Raw genomic sequence first — 17,436 nt, forward strand, 5'->3', positions numbered from 1 at the left:
CATGCGGATCGACTGGTGGACGCTCGCGCTGCAGGCGGTCAATGTCCTCATCCTCGTGTGGCTGCTCGGACGCTTCCTGTTCCGTCCGGTGATGGATGCCATCGCTGCCCGCCAGGCATCGGCCCAGGCGCTGCTCGACGAAGCGCGGGAGGCAAAGGACCGGGCACAGGCCGAAGCGCAGGCGCTCAAGACGCAGAATGACGGCTTCGTCGCGGATGCGGCGGCTCGCCGCGCCGAGATCCGGACCGAGGCCGAAGCGGAGCGCCAGCGCCTCCTCGCGCAGGCCAGGCTCGAGGCGGACGCCGTCGTCGAGCAAGGCCATGCGGCGATCGATGCCGAACGCGGGCGGGTGGCGGCGCAGTGGCGGGAAAAGGCAGCGAGCCTCGCCGCCTCGATGGCAGGCACGTTGCTCGCTCGTCTCCCGCCCGAGCAGACGGTGCAGGCCATGGTCGACGCGCTCAAGGCGCGGCTCGGGGACCTTTCCGAGGCGGATCGCCTCAGCCTGGCGGCCGCCGGGCCCGTCACCGTCGCGACGCCCGCGCCGCTGACGGCCGATCTGCAGACGCAGGTAGCGCGCGCGCTTGGCGAAATCCTGCCGGATACCGCGACCCCGATCTTCGCGGTCGATCCAGATCTCATCGCCGGCGCGGAGCTTCGCACGCCCCACGCCGTCGTGCGCAACAGCTGGCGCGCCGATCTCGACGCCATGGTGGAGAGCCTCAATGAGGACAATCATGCCCGGATCGCCTGAAGACTGGCTGACGCAGGCCCAGAGCTGCATCGCGCGCGCCAATCTCGGGCCGCGTGTCGATGCAATTGGCCGGGTGGAATCGATCGGCGACGGCGTTGCCATGGTCTCGGGCCTTCCGGACTCGCGCCTCGACGAATTGCTCTATCTCGCCCGGGGCCAGACCGGATTCGTCCACACGCTCGACCGGGACCGGATTGGCTGCGTGCTGCTCGACGATGCCGCACAGGTGGAGGCAGGAGACACCGTAACCGGCTCGGGCGAGGTGGTGCGCGTGCCGGTTGGCGAGGCATTGCTTGGCCGAGTCGTCGATCCGCTCGGCCGTCCGCTCGATGGGGGCGCGCCGATCCGGGCCAGGCGCTTCGATCCTGTCGAACGGCCGGCGCCGGCGATCATCGAACGCGACCTCGTCGTCCAGCCGGTGCAGACCGGCACGCTCGCAATCGATGCGATGTTCGCCATCGGCCGGGGGCAGCGCGAACTCATTCTCGGTGACCGCGCCACCGGCAAGACGGCGCTCGCGGTCGACACGATCATCAACCAGCGCACCAGCGACATGATCTGCGTCTATGTCGCGATCGGCCAGAAAAGCTCGGCGGTCGCGCGCGTGGTCGATCAGGTGCGGCGGCATGGCGCGCCGGATCGCACCATCTTCGTCGTGGCGAGCCCCGCCGCGGCGCCGGGGCTGCAATGGATCGCGCCGTTCGCGGGCTTCACGATGGCCGAGTATTTTCGGGATGGTGGCGGCCATGCGGTGGTGGTGCTCGACGATCTCACCAAGCATGCCGCGACCCATCGCGAGATCGCCCTGCTGATCGGACAGCCGCCCGGGCGCGAGGCCTATCCAGGCGACGTCTTCTTCCTCCATTCCCGCCTGCTCGAACGTGCGGCGCGTCTCTCGACGGAGAAGGGGGGCGGTTCGCTCACAGCTCTGCCGATCGCGGAGACCGATGCCGGCAACGTCAGCGCCTATATTCCGACAAATCTGATCTCGATCACCGACGGTCAGATCATTCTCGACGCGAAGCTGTTCGCGCAGGGGCACAAGCCCGCCATCGACGTGGGCACGAGCGTGAGCCGGGTCGGCGGCAAGACGCAGCTTCGCGTCCTGCGCGACGCGAGCGGGACCATGCGCCTCGACTATGCGCAGTTCCTCGAGCTCGAGATGTTCACCCGCTTCGGCGAGCAGCCCGAGCCGCGTGTCCGCGCCCAGATCGAACGGGGCAAGCGCTTGCGCGCCTTGCTCGTGCAACCGCTGTCGAGTCCCCTACGGGTCGTCGACCAGGTGGCGCTGGCCGTGGCGCTCGGCGAAGGGTTGCTCGATGGCATGGTGGTCTCGGAGATACCGTCGCTCCGCGCGCGGCTGCCCGCCTGGATCGACGATCACGTCCCCGATCTATGCGCGCAGATCGAGCGGACTGGACAGATCGACACCGCGCAGCGGTCCGCTCTGATAACGACGGTGAAAGCGCTGATCGAAAGCCAGCCGGCCGGTTCTGCATCATGAGCGATCGCCTCGCCGAGATCGGCCACCGGATCGAGACCGTCCGCCAGCTCGGTGCGGTGGTCAACGCCATGCAGGGCATCGCCGCGCAGCGGGCGCAGCAGGCGCGCGCGCTGCTGCCCGCGGTGCGACGTTATGCGGAGACCGCCCGCACCGCCATTGGCCAGGCGCGCCGCCTTGACGAGCCACTGGCGCGTTTTCCGGCGCGGGCGGTCGGTGGTGCGAGAGGCGGCCTTATCCTGTTCGGTGCGGAGCAAGGCTTTGCCGGGGCCTTTCCGGAGCAGCTGCTCGACGGCGCCGCGGCCGACATGCAGGACAGGCATATTCTTCTGATTGGCGCGCGCACGGCCACGCTTGCGACCGAGCGCGGTCTGCGCATCGCATGGAGCGCGAGCATGCCGAGCAAGGCCGATGCGCTGCCCGCACTCGCGACAAGCATCATCGACGCGCTGTACGACTATCTGGACGAGACCGGCGCGGTGCCCATCACCATGGCTTATCCGGTCTGGAGCAGCGGCAAGGGCGTCTCGATCGTGCGCGCGAGCCTCCTGCCGCTCGACCTCGACACTTTCCCCGCGTCCACGGCGGATTTGCCGCCGCTCGTCAATATCAACGCGGCGGACCTTATCGGCGACCTGACCGCGGAATATGTCTTCGCCCAGATCTGCGCGGCTGCGGTCGAGACGTTCGTCGCCGAGAATGAGGCACGGCTGCGCACCATGGCGACCGCCCGCAGCCACATCGATCGCAAGGGCGAGGCCCTGCGCCTCGAGGAGCGCCTCACGCGTCAGGATCAGATCACCAGTGAAGTCGTCGAACTGAGCGGCGGGCGACATCGGCGAGAATGAATGCAGGGCAGGCACTTCTGCTGTTCAGCAAGAAACCGCAGAACCGCCATTGTCGTCGGGATCGAAGAGGGAGTTCGCCATGCACTATAGTAGCGGAAACTACGAAGCTTTCGTGCGCCCCCGCAAACCTGAGGGCGCTGACAGGAAGACGGCCTGGTTCGTCGGCTCGGGTCTTGCGGGACTAGCGGGCGCGGCGTTCCTGATCCGCGACGGCGGCGTCGCCGGCGAGCGTATTACCATCCTTGAGGAGCTGCATGTTCCCGGCGGCGCGCTCGACGGCCTCGACGTCCCCGAAAAGGGGTTCGTCATCCGCGGAGGGCGCGAGATGGAGGAGCATTTCGAATGCCTCTGGGATCTCTATCGCTCGATCCCTTCGCTGGAGATCGAGGATGCGAGTGTGCTCGACGAATTCTACCGGCTCAACAAGGACGATCCGAATTTTTCGCTGCAGCGCGTCACGCAGAACCAGGGCCAGGATGTGCCTGACAAGGCTTTGCTGACACTCAGCGATCGCGCGCGAAGAGATCTGATCTCCGTCTTCCTCGCGACGCGGGAGGAGATGGAGAACAAGCGGATCAACGAAGTCTTCGGCGATGATTTCCTCAGGAGCAACTTCTGGCTCTACTGGCGCACCATGTTCGCCTTCGAGGAGTGGCATTCCGCGCTTGAGATGAAGCTCTATCTCCATCGCTTCATCCACCATATCGGCAGTCTGGCGGATTTCTCCTCACTCAAGTTCAACCGCTACAATCAATATGAATCGATGGTCCTGCCGCTGGTCAACTGGCTGCAGGATCGCGGCGTCAGGTTTCGCTACGGCGTCGAGGTCACCGACGTCGATTTCGACATCCGGCCCGGCCGCAAACAGGCGACCCGGATTGCCTGGATCGAAAACGGGGTCGAAGGCGGCGTCGATCTCGGCGCCGACGACCTCGTCTTCATCACCATCGGATCGCTGACCGAGAATTCCGACAATGGCGATCATCATACACCGGCCAGGCTGAATGAGGGGCCGGCGCCGGCCTGGGACCTGTGGCGCCGGATCGCGGCCAAGGACCCGGCCTTTGGTCGTCCCGACGTGTTTGGATCCCATATCCCGGAAACCAAATGGGCGTCGGCGACCATCACCACGCTCGACGCGCGCATTCCGGCGTACATTCGCAAGATCGCCAGGCGCGATCCGTTCAGCGGCACGGTGGTGACCGGCGGCATCATCACGGTCAAGGACTCGAGCTGGCTGCTGAGCTGGACGGTGAGCCGGCAACCCCACTTCAGGAAGCAGCCGAAGGACCAGATCGTCGCCTGGTTCTATGCCTTGTTCGTCGACCGACCCGGCGACTATGTGAAGAAGCCGATGCAGGACTGTACGGGCGAGGAGATCACGCAAGAATGGCTCTATCATCTCGGCGTGCCGGTCGAGGATATTCCTGGGCTCGCCGCGACGGGGGCGACGACCGTGCCGGTGATGATGCCCTACATCACCGCCTTCTTCATGCCGCGCCAGGCCGGCGACCGGCCGGACGTGGTGCCCGAGGGCGCGGTCAACTTCGCCTTTGTCGGCCAGTTTGCCGAGTCGAAGCAGCGTGATTGTATCTTCACGACGGAATATTCGGTGCGCACGCCGATGGAGGCCGTCTACACGCTGATGAAGGTCGAACGCGGCGTGCCGGAAGTGTTCAACTCAACCTATGATATCCGCACGCTTCTGGCCACAATCGGGCCGCTCAGGGATGGCAAAGGGATCGACATTCCCGGCCCGTCCTTCCTGCGCAAGCTGTTGATGAAGAAGCTTGAAGGCACAGAGATCGCCCAGCTGTTGGAAGAGTTTCATCTCCTTTCGCGATAGCAATCAAGCGCGACCCTTCGCCTGGGCTCACGAAAATTCCGCCAAAAGCTGATGAACAACGTCGATGCATCCCGGCAGGCACTATGTCCGCGCCATCAGGTGACACGCAGAGATTCAACCGCAGCAGCCCTGGCCGCCTTTACCTACAGCGGCCTTCCCATTCCAGCCGCAAAGGCGATCCGCAAGGTTTCGGAAAGGGTACGGACTCCAAGCTTGGACATGATGCTCGCGCGATGGACTTCGACCGTCCGTGAAGAAATGCCCAGATCATAGGCGATGGTCTTGTTCGGAAGGCCTTGCGCAAGGCCTTCGAGAACATCCCGTTCGCGCGGTGTCAGTAGATCGACCTGTCGGCATGCCTCGGCTTCTTCGAGAGCGCGCCCCTCCGCCGTGTCGATGCGCGCGAACGCTCGGTCTGTCGCATCGAGCAGCAGCGCCCGTTCGATAGGTTTGGCCAGGAAATCGACAGCACCCGCCTTCATCGCTTGGACAGCAAGCGCAATGTCTCCGTTGCCGGTCAGCATCACGACTGGCATGCTTATATCCATCTGCGTCAGCGCTGCCTGAACCTGTAGACCGTTCATGTCCGGCATGTGCATGTCGAGAACGATGCTACCTCTTTCAGCTTCATCTGCAATTTTCAGAAAGTCGACTCCCGAGCCATAGGTCTCGACGGCAAATCCCGCTGTCCTTAATGTGAATCCTACAGCTTTCCTGATTGTTTCTTCGTCATCAATGACATGAACGACGCGCTTGCTCTCCATGGCCCCCCGGACGTGTTGGCATTGCTGCGCACCCCAGCGGGCACAGCTTCAAAGGGGAGACCTTCTACGGGTAGGACCATGGTCCAAGGTCAAGGCCGAAATACCGCCGCATCACAACAGGCAAGGCAGGTGCTCGGCGAGAGGGGGGTAAGCGACCCGGCATCATGTGCCGAACTTTGCGAGATGACCGCTCTTGCGAACGGGGCGGCGCTCCCTCTGGTCTCCCGGCGGCAAGGCGCCGCAAGACGCTGCCGCCGGGAGTGGGCACGCCTCTTGGGGGATGAGCGCGCTGGTTGCTCCTAAGCTCGACGCGTCATGTTGTCATGGCAAGAAGCTGATAATCGCTATTCTGTGTCAGCAGCGCGCCGTAACGCCGATGTCCGGGGCGGATCGCAGCTCCGCTCGCGCGCCGCTACGGCACGGCGAATCCGATTCAGCACGAACCGGTGATCATAGGGTTTTGAGATCGAAGGCTGATCATCGCAGAGATCGCCCGCCTTCCGTGTCGCAGTTTCGATATTCCCGGCGAGGATGGCACCGATACCGGGTTGTTCCTGACGAACCAAGGATGCCAGGCCCGCGCCGCGCTCAGCGCGATCGAGCCAGCGCAGCGCTGCCATCACATCGTCGACCGGCACCGGGATGCTGGCGGGCGACGGAGGGCCGGTTGGCCCTCGACGGCGGAGCGATCGGACGCCCAGGATGCAAGGATGGCGGGCTTCACTTCGGGCTCAAGCTGCGGGTCCGAGCAACGATGAAGGGATCAAGGAAAGAGCGTGTGTGCGACATGACATATCCTCCTTTCCTGCCGCGACTTTCTCCGAAAGCGAAGTTCCCGGAAGATTGGTTCGGGCTCGTGTAGGGTCAATGGATGGGAATGCGCCCGGCGTTTGCCGGGCGTTCGTTTTCATCGTGCATTGAGCATTGAGTACTGAAGAACTGACGCGCAGCGCACCGTTCAAATTCCGTGACGAACGGCCTCCGCAATCGCCGGCATCACGTCGATATCATTAGAGGTATGCGCAACAGCGTTCGTGCTCACGATCCTCTCGACGAGCCCACCCAGGACTTGCGCTGCATCGCCGGCGAAAAGCGGATGCACGACCACGCAATCCGGTCGCGCGAACCCCATGCCGACCAGCTGGCGCGCCGCCTCGGCGAGGGTCCGGCCGGATGAGGCGATATCGTCGACCAGCACCGGCTGGCGATCGAGAAACGCTGGGGCATTCGGAATCGAGATGGTGACGTCACGGTCGCCGGACCGGATTTTCTCGCACACGAGAAACGGAGCATCGGCATCGGCCGCCACCTGCGAGACCCACTGTTCGCTTTCCAGGTCCGGACCGATGATCAGCGGACGAGCGACATTGCGCTTGATCCACGAGGCCAGAAGCCGCGCAGCATGAACAACCTGGGTCGGGATGCGGTAGATTTCCGACAACGCATGATAGCGGTGGAGATGCGGATCGACCGTCACCAGCCAGTCGAGATGGCGGGACAGGATCGCGGCAAAGGTTCGCGACGTCACCGCCTCGCCGGCATGGAAGCGAATGTCCTGGCGCATGTAAGCGAGGTAGGGGGCGACGAGCCCGATCCTGCGAGCGCCCAGATCGCGCGCGGTGTCGGCTGCGAACAGCAGCGGCAACAGCTTGGCGTCCGGATGATCGAGACTGCACAGCAGGATGACGTCGCGGTCGCTGATGTCGCTTACGACCCTGAGATAGGTTTCCCCGTCGGGAAACTGACGATGCTCGATCGTGCCGACCTCTGCATCGAGTGCGGCGGATAGCGGCTGTGCCAGGGCCTCGCTGCCAGACAGCGCGAACAGCACGGGACGGTTCATAGCGCTTCAATCCCGAAGATCGGCCCGTCGCTCACCGCATAGGCCGCCGCATAATCGAGCTCGCCCGGGCTCTCGGCATGAATGGTGCTCAAGGGAGCCCCGGCATCCACCATCTGGTTCAGCCGACACTGCAGCGCGACGCCGGCGGCCTTGGCCATCGGCGCGCCGGCAAGCTTCGCGACCGTCGCGAGCTTGCGATTGTCGATACTCACCAGGCGGCCGCTATAGGGAGCGATCATATCCTGTTGGAACCGGGCGACCGGTGGAGCCCGCATGCCGCCCTGCGCTTCGCAGATACGTTGGAACTTGGCCCAGGCCCGGCCGCTTTCGAGGCACGCCCGCGCACGCGCATAGCCTTCGCCGGCCGGGGCCGCGTCCGCGAGCTCAAGCAGTCCTCCCGCCAGCTCGCAGGCCCGGTGGGCGAGATCCTCGGCGCCAGGCTGCCCCTGGAGCACGGCAAGGATATCCTGCGCCTCGAGCGCCGGACCGATGCCCCGTCCGATCGGCTCCGCGCCGGGGCCGCGCATCACGCGCGTGCGAAGCCCGAAGGCTTGGGCGACCGAGCTCAGCGCGCGCTCGAGGGTGTCGGCGGCAGCGGCTCCGCGGACCTTGGCGGTCGGCCCGACCGGGATGTCGATGACCAGATGGGTCGCACCGGCCGCGACTTTCTTGGACAGCACCGAGGCGACCATCTGCCCGACGGCATCGATATCGAGCACGCGCTCCACGCCGATGATCACGTCGTCGGCAGGGCTGAGATTGACGGCGCCGCCCCAGGCGATGCAGCCGCCTTCGCGCTCGACCACCTTGCGGATTGCGGAAACGTCGAGGTCGACAGGTGCCAGCACCTCCATCGTGTCCGCCGTGCCGGCCGGCGAGGTGATCGCCCGCGACGATGTCTTGGGCATGATCAGGCCCTCCGCGGCCATGATCGAGACGATGATCGGCGTGGTGCGATTGCCCGGCAATCCACCGACGCTATGCTTGTCGACGATGACCGTTCCGGGCCACTGCAATCGCTCGCCGACATCGACCATCGCCCTGGTCAGGCTGATCGTTTCGTCCGTATCGAGCGGGACCGCCGAGCAGGCCGTGACGAATGCCGAGAGATGGACATCGCTATAGCGTCGCTCGGCGATGTCGGTGATGATCGCTGAAAAAGCCCCGTCACTGAGACGATTGCCATAGATACGCCGACGCACTTCGGCGAGCGAGGCGAGAGGCTGGGCGTGCGCGATCTCGACCGGATCGCCCTCGCTGACGCCGAGCCGCTGCCATGCGGATTCCGAGAGGCCGATCTCGCCGGGCGCTGGAGCCTCCGCGGAACTGTGCAGCAGCGAGACGACGATTTCCCGCCCGCCGGCGCGCAGCGCGACCTGCGCGCGGGACGCAAGACCTTCCGAGCGGCAGACGGGACAGTCGTGGCGCATGACCGCAATCAGATCGCTACCGGCACCCGACAGGCCGATGCGGCGTGCCCGCAGCGTCGTCGCGACAGACTCTGCTTCGGCGTTCTCGATGATCCCGGGCTTCACGCGAGCATGCCCCAGCTACCCAGCGCCGGTACGCTGCATGCCCAGCCCAGTTCCTCCGAGACACGCTTCGCCAGGACGTGGGCGCCGGTCGGCTCGCCATGGGTGACATAGACGTGGCGCGGGGCCTCGTGCAGCGAGCCGAGCCAGCGCATGAGCTCGTCGCTGTCGGCATGCGCCGAGAGCATCGTCAGGTTGGCGACCTCGGCTTCGACCGGGATATACTCGCCGTGGATCTTGATCGTCCGGGCGCCGCCGATCATGGCGGCGCCGCGGGTGCCCGCCGCCTGGAAGCCCGAGAAGAGGATGAGGTTCTTCCCATCCGGCGCGAAGCGCTTGAGATGGTGGAGCACGCGGCCGCCCGTTGCCATTCCGCTGGCCGAGATGATGACCTTTGGGGCGGGGTTGGCGGTGAGTTCCTTGGATTCCTCCACTTCGCGCACATAGTGCGCGACGCTGCACGCCGCTTCGCACTCGGCGCGGGCCAGGCGATGCTCGTCCATGAAATCGCACATCAGCCCGCTCGCGTTGATCGCCATCGGGCTGTCGAGGAAGATCGGGATGTCGCGGAGGCGTCCCTGCGCGCGCAGACGCGAGAAATGATAGAGAAGCGACTGGACCCGTCCCACGGCGAAGGCCGGGATCACCACCGTCCCTCCTCTCTCGACGCATCGTTCGACATGATCTCCAAGCGTCTTTGTCGGATCGACCTGCTCGTGGCGCCGATCGCCATAGGTCGATTCCACCAGAACATAGTCGGCGCGCGCGGGCGGCTCGGGATCTTTCATCACCGAATCGCCGTAACGGCCGATGTCGCCTGAGAAGAGGATTGTCCGCCCCTTCCAGTCGATCTCGATCGACGCCGCGCCGAGGATGTGGCCGGCGCGATGATAGCGCACCCTGATGCCGTCCGTGACTGCATGCCACGCTCCGAACTCGATCGGCCGGAAGAGCTGCAATGCCAGACGCGCGTCAGCCTGGGTGTAGAGCGGCAGCGCCGGCTGGTGCCTGGAGAAGCCGTGCCGGTTGGCGAACTCCGCATCCTTTTCCTGCAGATGACCGCTGTCGGGAAGAAGGAGCTCGCACAGGGCCGCGGTCGCCCGGGTGGCAAGGACGGTACCGTCCCAGCCCAGGCGCGCCATGCGCGGTAGCGCGCCCGAGTGATCGAGATGAGCGTGGGTCAGCAGGACTTGGCCGACATCGGCGACTTCGGGTGGAATTGGCGCCCAATTAAGGCGGCGCAGATCCCTGGGTCCTTGAAACAGGCCGGAATCGACAACGATCTGAGTTTCACCATCGTCCACCAGATAACGCGACCCTGTGACCGTTCCCGATGCGCCGAGAAAGGCGACGCCGAAACCATCGGCCGGGCGCTTAGCCAGATCGATCCTTGCTTCGCGCTCGAGGACGGTCACGCCGGACTGGTTGCGGGAATGGTGCCGTTTCTTTCTCTTGTGCATGGACGCGGGCCTGCCTCTCACGATTATGTTCGTGAGCGCAGCTTTGATTCGCGGACGCCGCACGCCTATACGCAAAAGCCGCAGCACGACTGCTGCTCCCGACAGTTGCGTCGCGCGAACACCCGGTGGCCGATCCGATCGATCACCTTACCCATGCTTGCGCGATGCCCTTCGGACTTCGCTCTCTACTTATACCTTGCTCCTTGGACTCGAGCCTATGCAGGCTGGACGTTGACTAGAAGAGAACGGCATATGGGCGAACATGACCATCGCATGCGCAAGCGCGGCAAGATCGTTCTGATCGGCTTCCTGCTCGTCGCCAGCTTCTTCCTCATTACCGAGCATACCGCGCACTTCCTGGGTGTGCTGCCCTATCTCATCCTGCTCGCCTGCCCGCTCATGCACCTGTTCATGCACCACGGCCAAGGTGGGCATCAGCATGGCCATGAGCCCGGCCAGGCACCCGCCGGCTTGCCGGCCAATCCCAACGGCCGCATCGAAGGAGAGTCGCGATGACGCACGCCGACTATGGCTATGGTCTGTGGGGGCTCGCGCTGGTCAATGCCGCCGTTTTCATCCTCTTTGCGTTCAGCTTCTTCAAGCCGGCAACGCGGCGCGACTGGCGCAGCTTCGGCGCGTTCAGTGCGTTCATCGTCGCGCTCTTCGCCGAAATGTATGGCTTCCCGCTCACCATCTTCCTGCTGTCGGGGTGGCTCCAGTCGCATTTCCCCGGCGTCGACTGGTGGAGCCACGATGCTGGCCACATCCTGGAAATGATGTTCGGCTGGCGCATCAATCCGCATTTCGGCCCGTTCCACATCGCCAGCTTTGTGCTGATTGGTGTAGGCTTTTGGCTAATCTCGATCGCGTGGACGGCGCTTCACACGAGTCAGCGCAAACACGAATTGGCAATGACGGGGGTCTACGCCCGGGTGCGGCACCCTCAATACGTAGGGTTCATCCTCGTCATGCTCGGTTTCTTGCTACAATGGCCGACGCTTCTGACGCTTGCCATGTTTCCGGTGCTGGTGGTGATGTACATTCGTTTGGCTAAGCATGAGGAGAGATACGCGCTCGCGACCTACGGCGATAGCTACCGCCAGTACATGGCCCATGTTCCCGCCTTCTTCCCCAGCTTGCGTTGGAAGCGGGAGATTGCAGGACTGGCCTTCACAGGAAATGCTCGAATGGCAGGCCATCAGACGGACGGGCCGGTTAGCGAGGGTTCTCGAGAACACGACAACATGCTGCCAGGAGGTTAGACGTTGTCCTCCTCCGCAAGATCATCACGAACATGACGAAATCGAGGGGGCGTATGTGACCATGCAGGTGACGATCCTTGCGATTGTAGTAAACGGCGTTCCCGTCCTGAGCCTCCATCAGACCCGATCCGCGGCCTGGAAGCGGCTCATGAGATTCATAGACGCGAAATGGCCGGAGCGCCTGGGAGCGATGCTTCCCCCTGCCGAAGACGAAGCGAAGGCGCGCATGTTCTTTCGCGAGGAAGATAAAGACCTGTACGCGATCATCGACGCCGACATATCAGAGCTGCATGATGCCTTGGGGTGGGTCAAAGATCCCGTCGTTGGTTAGCCCGTCACGCGATCGCCCTCGAAAAGCTGGGCCGCCCACCGATCGAGATCGCAGCCACGTCCTGAACGTCACCGAAGTTCAGGACGTGGCCGAGCCCGGGCAGTGCGATCGGGCGCTATCTGTAAGCCGGACAAGCAACTGACCTGTTCGACCGCCGTGCCAGCGGGCTGATTGCCAAGGGCGCGGCCGGATTTTGCGTCGGCGCAACGGGTGTCAGTCGGTGTCGGCCTCTACGGAGAGATGTGCAGCGGCTGTCATCTATCGCCCCGGCGCGGAGGAATCGGAGGTGAGCCAAGGCCCTTAACGGCAAGCCCCGAACTGGCGAGGGGTGGCGCAACGCCTCACGCCCGCTCAGCAGCCCTGGATTATCAAGCATGGTGTAAGCTGACGGCCGAGCCGGCGGGGGGCAAGACGCACCGGATCCCCTGTCTGGGACACGGTGGCGTTCGTGCGCTAACTCTCGGGGATGACGGCTGAGCCGTACAAGCGCTGGTCGCGGGCGCACCTGTCGGCCACGCGGGATGATGAAGAATCTGGCAGGCACGAAATGAGACACGCAAGGATGGAGATTCGACCCTGAGAAGCACCAAACTTCGGCTGCACCTTCTCGCGAGCCGCACTCACAAGTGGCTCGCGATCATTGTCGGCGCGCAGCTTCTTTTGTGGTTCGCGAGCGGCGCGTTGATGAGCTTCTTGCCCATCGATCGAGTGCATGGCGATCACCTTGTGGACCGCAAAGCCGTGGCGCCCTTGCCTCGCGGCGTGGCGCTCGTCCCACCATCAGTGATCGTCGCGGCGACCGGGACGCGGATCGAGACCGTGAGCTATCGCATGTGGCTTGGCCGCCCGGTCGCTGAGGCGACAACGGCCCGAGGGACGCGGCTGTTCGACGCGAGAACGGGCGCACTGTTGCCCGCCCCAACTGCGGCGCAAGCCCAAGCGGTAGCGAGGGCCGCCTGGCGGAGCAACGATCACCCAAGTGTGAACGTGGAACTGATCGATCGCGCCAGTCCCGAATATCGCGGCACGCTTCCCGCCTGGCGTGTGACGTTCGCCGATCCGGACTCCACTCGGATCTTCGTGGCGGCCGATACCGGCCGGATTGCGGCGGTGAGGACAGGCACGTGGCGGCTTTATGACTTCTTCTGGAGCCTTCACATCATGGATTGGAAGAATCACGAGGACTTCAACACGCCATGGCTTCTAGGGTTTGCGCTCGGCGGCCTCGGACTTTGGCTTGGCGGGGCCGTGCTTCTTTGCATGCGTTGGCCGAAGCGGCGTCGGTCAAGCGCGTCAGGCTAGCGGACCGGCAGAAACCGGAGAAGCATGATGATAAAGAAAAGTGATAAGTCGCGCGGCGGGTTGGAACGCAGTTGAACAGGCGAGACTTCGTTTGGCAGCGATGGGGTAGACCATGGCGCATCTGAGCGATGCTGAAATGATCAACTGGATGGCGCTTTATACTGCGACCGCTCTGTGCTGCGCGATCGCAATGGCCTTGGCGATCCTTGTTCTCGCCTGTCGCCTCTGGCGCGAGAAGGCCTGGGCGCAGCTTCGCAGCGCCAAGGATGTGGCGCTGTTCCTCCCCAAATCCTGGTGGCGGTGGCAGAAGCTTTATCTGCTTTCGACGCCCGTGACGCTCGCGATCGTCAGTTCGTTCGGATTCACGTTGAGGTGGAGCTGATCGTTTAAAGGGCGAAGGCGTCTGAGAGTCGGGCTACCAGGTGCGCCGCGTTGCGGTCGGCCGGGGTGACAGTCAACAGTGGCGCTACTCGCCGAAGCCTTTCGCGTTGGTGGACCTCGGGCTCGCCGAACTCCAGCACCTCCAAGATCAATTGCCTGATCTCGCCGGTCGTGCCTGAACGCGCTTCGATCAGGAAGTCGGGGCGGCAGGGGCCGGCGGGAGTGAGGTGATCAAAGACGGGCTTCTCGACAAAGATATCAAGGCCCTCCTCGGCTAGCTCGCGCCTCGCTTCCAGAAGCGCGCGCAGAACGTCTCGCTCGAACTCGGAATTGACCGGGATGAAGCGACGGCCCGAATAAATCGGTTGGGCAAATGCGCGCAATGGTGCGTAGCCGTGCGCTTCCGGATACTCGCCTGCGACGATCATTACCAGGAACGGCCCTTTCACCGGTTTTCCGGCGAAAGAGAATGACTGCACCCTGTTTGCGACCCGCAATTCCTGAGCACCCGCGACCTCGATGACGTGGCCGCGGATGGCCGGCGAAAAGACGGCGAGGAAGCCTTGTGGTGCATGGCCTCGCGGCCATCGCCTCGCGAGCTGGCGAAGTGCAGCATACGCACGGCGGCTGTGCAGCGCATCGGCATGGGTCCAGAAAGCGCGGCTTAGCTCTATACTGGGTGCGATCTCGATCTTGGCGGCAGCGCGGGTCAGCGCGTCGAACTCAGCCTTAATTGACGCCGGCTCGACCTCATCGGCGAGCGGCGGGATGCGGTTCGTGCCGGCGATGTCGATCAGCCGCCACAGGAGGCGGGCGAGGCGCGGCACCGACGCATGGCGGGTTCGATCATCAGTCGCATCATCCTCCGGCCGTTGAGCGAGCTTCTCCGGGGCGGGCCTCAGCACTTCGAAGTAGCCCTCGGGCGGGTTTGCCGGAGTCTCGCGCGTGCGAATCTCGGAGAGCCTGTGGGTGATCTGATCGCGGAAGAATGGGCAATCCTCGCGATGCTCAGGCCGCTTGGCGCTCGTCAGCCGGCGCAGATAATAGGTTTCGGCCTCCGACAGAAATGCCGGCGTCAGGATCGGTGGAGGCTCTCCGGCGGCAAGGCAGTCGCAAGCGATCCATTTTGCGCCGATACGCGCGTTCTGGACAAGGGTGATGCCCGCATCCTCATCGGCGCGGCTGCCGCTCCCTGTGTACCAGCGGACCAGCGCTTCGCGCAGTGGGTGTGGAAGAGGGATTCGGCGTCCACCCACGCCGTTCGTTTCGCGATCGATGAGCCACATCAAATGGGTTCCACGGCGTCGAAGATCACAGTCTTTGGCACCTCGGGCGGATTGACAACTCTAAACTACTCGATCTCACTTTCATTATTCGGAGTGGGAGCAGCTGATGCGAGCTTTGACGTTGATCGGTTCGGCCATGGGCCTGGTGGCAGCCAGCGGGGCCGTCGCGCAGCCGTCGAAGCCAATCAGGGCCGCCCTGGTGATCTCCATGTCGGACGCCGCGCGCGGCACCGGGAACCCGATAGGCCCTGTCGATGGGAAGCCGACTCCGTCGACGTCGGAGGCCTCACCGCCGACGGCCGGCTTTCGCGTCCACGATCTCAGCCGGCGTTGGGTCGAGTACCAGATGGCCAGCGCATTCACCCATCTACCGGGCGTAGCAGCCGGCGCTTCTGAGGATTCGTTCGCTCCGGTGGGGGCGGCCCAGCCTCAGGTTCCATTCTCTGGCGCGTCGGTGGCGCCCGTCTCAGCGATTCCGATACCCACATGGATGAGAGGCGGCAGCGTCTTCGCCGCAGCGTCCGCTACCTATGTGCCGGGGTGCGCTCCCACCGAGTATCGGCCGAGCGGGCTTCTTACGGGCCACGCCGAGTACCGGCGCCGAGGCTATTATAGGCTGATGGCGAACATCGCTTGCCAATACGGCATTCCGGTGGGCCTCTTCGACGCCATGATCATTCGGGAAAGTCGCTATAACGCGGCGATCTACTCCCCGAAGAATGCGTTCGGCTTGACCCAGCTGATGCCGGACACAGCGGCCGGTCTAGGCGTCAACCGCTATGATGTGGAGCAGAATCTGCGCGGTGGCGCTCGCTACCTGCGCGAGCAGCTCGACCGGTTCGGCCAGTATCACCTCGCGCTGGCGGCCTATAACGCGGGTCCCGGTCGCGTGCGCAACGGCAAGATTCCGCCCTTCGCAGAGACGCAGGCGTACGTCTCCAACATCCTCCTGAATTGGTCGAGGCTCAGCTTGCCCCAATCGGCCCAGGGTGAGGTGACCGCATCGGGTGATCGGCTCGCAGCTTCTAGGTCAACGGTCGTGACGTCGTTTTGAGATGCCGCCGTCAAGGGATCAGAGAGCGAAGTCGTTGCCTTCTTCGAGCACAGCGCGACGCTGCAGTATCCTGCTGATCTCGGCGACCATTTTCTTGATGACCGCCGACTGGAAGTAAGTCCCCCATTCCTTCCGAATCTCGCTTCCGTCCATTCCCTCGAGCTCCCGAAGCGCCTCTATAAGACGATGAGGGAGACCATTGAAAAGGGTGCTGAGCATCGCGACCAGGGTGGCGAAGCGCTCGTCGCCCATCAGTTCCAGATCGCGTGCCATTTCCACACTGATAATCGCCTGCATGAGGTCGATGTTGAGCGAGCGGAGAATCGATTGGAATTCGGGCAGCGTCATCGGGGCACGCTTGGCCGAATCGCGATGAAGAATAACCCCGAGCCGGCTCTTCTTGATGTTCGTCCTCAGGGCCATTTGCCGGATGCCCATATCCTGAGCCTCCATGGCCCGCACGATCAGCGGGATGTAGTCGGGATCGTCCCCAGGCGGTGGCGCGCTAGGCGAATCCAGCTCGATTGTGGCCAGCGATGACACAGCTAAAGCCCCCCGAACGACTCTTCGGACCGGGGCAGGAAATCACTCGGTCAGGAACTTGGCAACCCTTTTTGTATCGAGTGCGGTGGGGTTGGCTCCAGCTAACTACTTGAGAGGGACGACATTCCCGCTGTCACCCGGCTGATTCTCAACGGCAACCGACGATTCGCCAGCTCCCTCGATCCCCATTTTCGAGAGCAGCTTGGATGCGCTCTGTTCGACTACATAATCGAAGAGAAGCATTGATATGGCATCGGCGACGGTGAGGTCCGAGCAGAGCTCCTCGCTGAGCCTTTGCTTCGCTTCCAGCAGATTGTCGGCGCTTGTCTTGGTGATCTTAAGGTGGATGCGGATCGACCCGTTCGTCGGAATTTTGCTGAGGTGTTCGCGAAGGGTCTCGAGATCGTGTTGAGCGAGCGCATGCGAAACGCGGGATTCAGCCAGCTTGTCCACCATGCTGGCGAGGCTCTGGTAGCATTTCGTCTCGTTAGAGAGCAGGCGAAGGCTCTCCGTGGTCAGGCGGAACAGATACTCCGATATGTCGAGCGAATAATCGCGGCTATCGCCACTCATCTTTGCACGTCCCCCGACCTCGATCCGACGGCCCTGGCGACGCCGAGCCTAGCAGGATTGGTTGAGCACGCCCAATACGACTCGTCGGTCAATAGGTCGATTCTACTCTTCGTTCTGGATGTCCGCAAACCGGGACACGTGTCCGCGTCTGCGGGCGGC

At 63.7% G+C, this 17,436-nt stretch carries 17 protein-coding genes and 1 pseudogene; 10 read left to right on the forward strand and 8 right to left on the reverse strand.

The genetic code is table 11. From position 1 onward, the window contains the following. Nucleotide 1 precedes the first annotated feature (1 nt). From XM50_RS07560 to XM50_RS07575, 4 genes are all read left to right on the forward strand, one after another. Nucleotides 2–751: a F0F1 ATP synthase subunit B family protein gene (locus tag XM50_RS07560; protein ID WP_030541616.1), complete on the forward strand. Its 750-nt coding sequence runs from the start codon at nt 2–4 to the stop codon at nt 749–751. Further along, complete coding sequence (locus tag XM50_RS07565) at nt 723–2,255, forward strand: F0F1 ATP synthase subunit alpha (RefSeq protein WP_338124157.1); 1,533 nt, start codon at nt 723–725, stop codon at nt 2,253–2,255. Before XM50_RS07560 ends, XM50_RS07565 begins: the two co-directional genes overlap by 29 nt. Further along, nucleotides 2,252–3,100 carry a F0F1 ATP synthase subunit gamma gene (locus tag XM50_RS07570; protein WP_046408699.1) on the forward strand — a complete coding sequence of 283 codons (849 nt, stop codon included), beginning with the start codon at nt 2,252–2,254 and terminating at the stop codon, nt 3,098–3,100. The genes XM50_RS07565 and XM50_RS07570 overlap by 4 nt, the downstream gene beginning before the upstream one ends. Nucleotides 3,101–3,179: 79 nt before the next feature. Further along, on the forward strand, nt 3,180–4,946 hold the full coding sequence (locus XM50_RS07575) for an oleate hydratase (RefSeq protein WP_030541613.1): 1,767 nt from the start codon (nt 3,180–3,182) through the stop codon (nt 4,944–4,946). Between the two features lie 143 nt (nt 4,947–5,089). On the opposite strand, the gene XM50_RS07580 is transcribed toward XM50_RS07575, so the two are convergent. The 5 genes and pseudogenes from XM50_RS07580 to XM50_RS07600 form a co-directional block, all read right to left on the reverse strand. Then, nucleotides 5,090–5,710: a response regulator transcription factor gene (locus XM50_RS07580; protein WP_046408700.1), complete on the reverse strand. Its 621-nt coding sequence runs from the start codon at nt 5,708–5,710 to the stop codon at nt 5,090–5,092. A gap of 593 nt (nt 5,711–6,303) precedes the next feature. Beyond that, nucleotides 6,304–6,499, reverse strand: a pseudogene (locus XM50_RS21145) (hypothetical protein); the annotation flags it as partial. A 169-nt stretch (nt 6,500–6,668) separates the two neighbouring features. Next, complete coding sequence (locus XM50_RS07590) at nt 6,669–7,541, reverse strand: ribose-phosphate pyrophosphokinase (protein ID WP_231621895.1); 873 nt, start codon at nt 7,539–7,541, stop codon at nt 6,669–6,671. Between the two features lie 8 nt (nt 7,542–7,549). Then, nucleotides 7,550–9,088 carry a thymidine phosphorylase family protein gene (locus tag XM50_RS07595; RefSeq protein ID WP_030541610.1) on the reverse strand — a complete coding sequence of 513 codons (1,539 nt, stop codon included), beginning with the start codon at nt 9,086–9,088 and terminating at the stop codon, nt 7,550–7,552. Beyond that, a complete protein-coding gene (locus XM50_RS07600; protein WP_177179228.1) occupies nt 9,085–10,545 on the reverse strand; it encodes an MBL fold metallo-hydrolase RNA specificity domain-containing protein in 1,461 nt (486 codons plus the stop codon). Before XM50_RS07600 ends, XM50_RS07595 begins: the two co-directional genes overlap by 4 nt. 252 nt (nt 10,546–10,797) lie before the next feature. Between XM50_RS07600 and XM50_RS07605 the strand changes: the two genes are divergently transcribed. From XM50_RS07605 to XM50_RS07625, 5 genes are all read left to right on the forward strand, one after another. Next, a complete protein-coding gene (locus XM50_RS07605; RefSeq protein ID WP_013039078.1) occupies nt 10,798–11,061 on the forward strand; it encodes a DUF2933 domain-containing protein in 264 nt (87 codons plus the stop codon). Beyond that, nucleotides 11,058–11,807: a methyltransferase family protein gene (locus tag XM50_RS07610; RefSeq protein WP_021245240.1), complete on the forward strand. Its 750-nt coding sequence runs from the start codon at nt 11,058–11,060 to the stop codon at nt 11,805–11,807. The genes XM50_RS07605 and XM50_RS07610 overlap by 4 nt, the downstream gene beginning before the upstream one ends. Before the next feature lie 55 nt (nt 11,808–11,862). Then, nucleotides 11,863–12,138: a hypothetical protein gene (locus XM50_RS07615; RefSeq protein WP_030541607.1), complete on the forward strand. Its 276-nt coding sequence runs from the start codon at nt 11,863–11,865 to the stop codon at nt 12,136–12,138. A gap of 597 nt (nt 12,139–12,735) precedes the next feature. After that, a complete protein-coding gene (locus XM50_RS07620) occupies nt 12,736–13,440 on the forward strand; it encodes a PepSY domain-containing protein (protein ID WP_331386562.1) in 705 nt (234 codons plus the stop codon). 112 nt (nt 13,441–13,552) lie between these two features. Then, on the forward strand, nt 13,553–13,822 hold the full coding sequence (locus XM50_RS07625; protein WP_037448046.1) for a hypothetical protein: 270 nt from the start codon (nt 13,553–13,555) through the stop codon (nt 13,820–13,822). A 4-nt stretch (nt 13,823–13,826) separates the two neighbouring features. Here the strand turns inward: XM50_RS07625 and XM50_RS07630 are convergent, their stop codons facing one another. After that, complete coding sequence (locus XM50_RS07630; RefSeq protein ID WP_037448048.1) at nt 13,827–15,107, reverse strand: hypothetical protein; 1,281 nt, start codon at nt 15,105–15,107, stop codon at nt 13,827–13,829. Nucleotides 15,108–15,213: 106 nt separating this feature from the next. Here XM50_RS07630 and XM50_RS20975 point away from each other — a divergent pair, with 106 nt between their 5' ends. After that, nucleotides 15,214–16,161, forward strand: a complete 948-nt coding sequence (locus XM50_RS20975) for a lytic transglycosylase domain-containing protein (RefSeq protein ID WP_046408703.1) — start codon at nt 15,214–15,216, stop codon at nt 16,159–16,161. 18 nt (nt 16,162–16,179) lie between these two features. On the opposite strand, the gene XM50_RS07640 is transcribed toward XM50_RS20975, so the two are convergent. Beyond that, nucleotides 16,180–16,704, reverse strand: coding sequence for an XRE family transcriptional regulator (locus XM50_RS07640; protein ID WP_231621896.1), 525 nt, complete (start codon nt 16,702–16,704; stop codon nt 16,180–16,182). Nucleotides 16,705–16,809: 105 nt separating this feature from the next. Then, the gene (locus XM50_RS07645; protein ID WP_046408704.1) at nt 16,810–17,277 is read right to left on the reverse strand and encodes a hypothetical protein; all 468 of its coding nucleotides are present in this window, start codon (nt 17,275–17,277) and stop codon (nt 16,810–16,812) included. Nucleotides 17,278–17,436: the final 159 nt, after the last annotated feature.

The organism is Sphingomonas sp. Ag1, from assembly GCF_000980895.1.
Taxonomy (GTDB): Bacteria; Pseudomonadota; Alphaproteobacteria; order Sphingomonadales; family Sphingomonadaceae; genus Sphingomonas; species Sphingomonas panaciterrae.